The sequence below is a fragment of the Parendozoicomonas verongulae genome, assembly GCF_009711465.1.
In the GTDB taxonomy this organism is placed as follows: domain Bacteria; phylum Pseudomonadota; class Gammaproteobacteria; order Pseudomonadales; family Endozoicomonadaceae; genus Sansalvadorimonas; species Sansalvadorimonas verongulae.
Window position 1 is genome coordinate 1 of record NZ_SMME01000049.1, and the last position, 225, is coordinate 225.

At 62.7% G+C, this 225-nt stretch carries 1 protein-coding gene; it reads right to left on the minus strand.

The window, feature by feature from the left end; translation table 11 throughout:
• Positions 1-225: hypothetical protein (locus E1189_RS21950; RefSeq protein WP_196220778.1), on the minus strand; the 225-nt coding region annotated here is incomplete at both ends.

The following is a 225-nucleotide window of genomic DNA, read 5'->3' on the forward strand; positions in this document are numbered from 1 at the left end:
GAACACCACCTGCTCCTGCGGCGCCACCTTTGATTCGAGCAGTCTTTTTTACTCTCACCGCCGGGCCAGCAGCGACATCCGGTGCCAGGTACTGCAGAACACCACCTGCTTCTGCGGCGCCAGTTTTGATTCGGCCAGTCTGCTTCACACTCACCGCCAGTGCAGCCGAGATGCCCGGTGCAAGGGGAAGCAGACCACCACCTGCCCCTGCGGTGCCACCTTCGC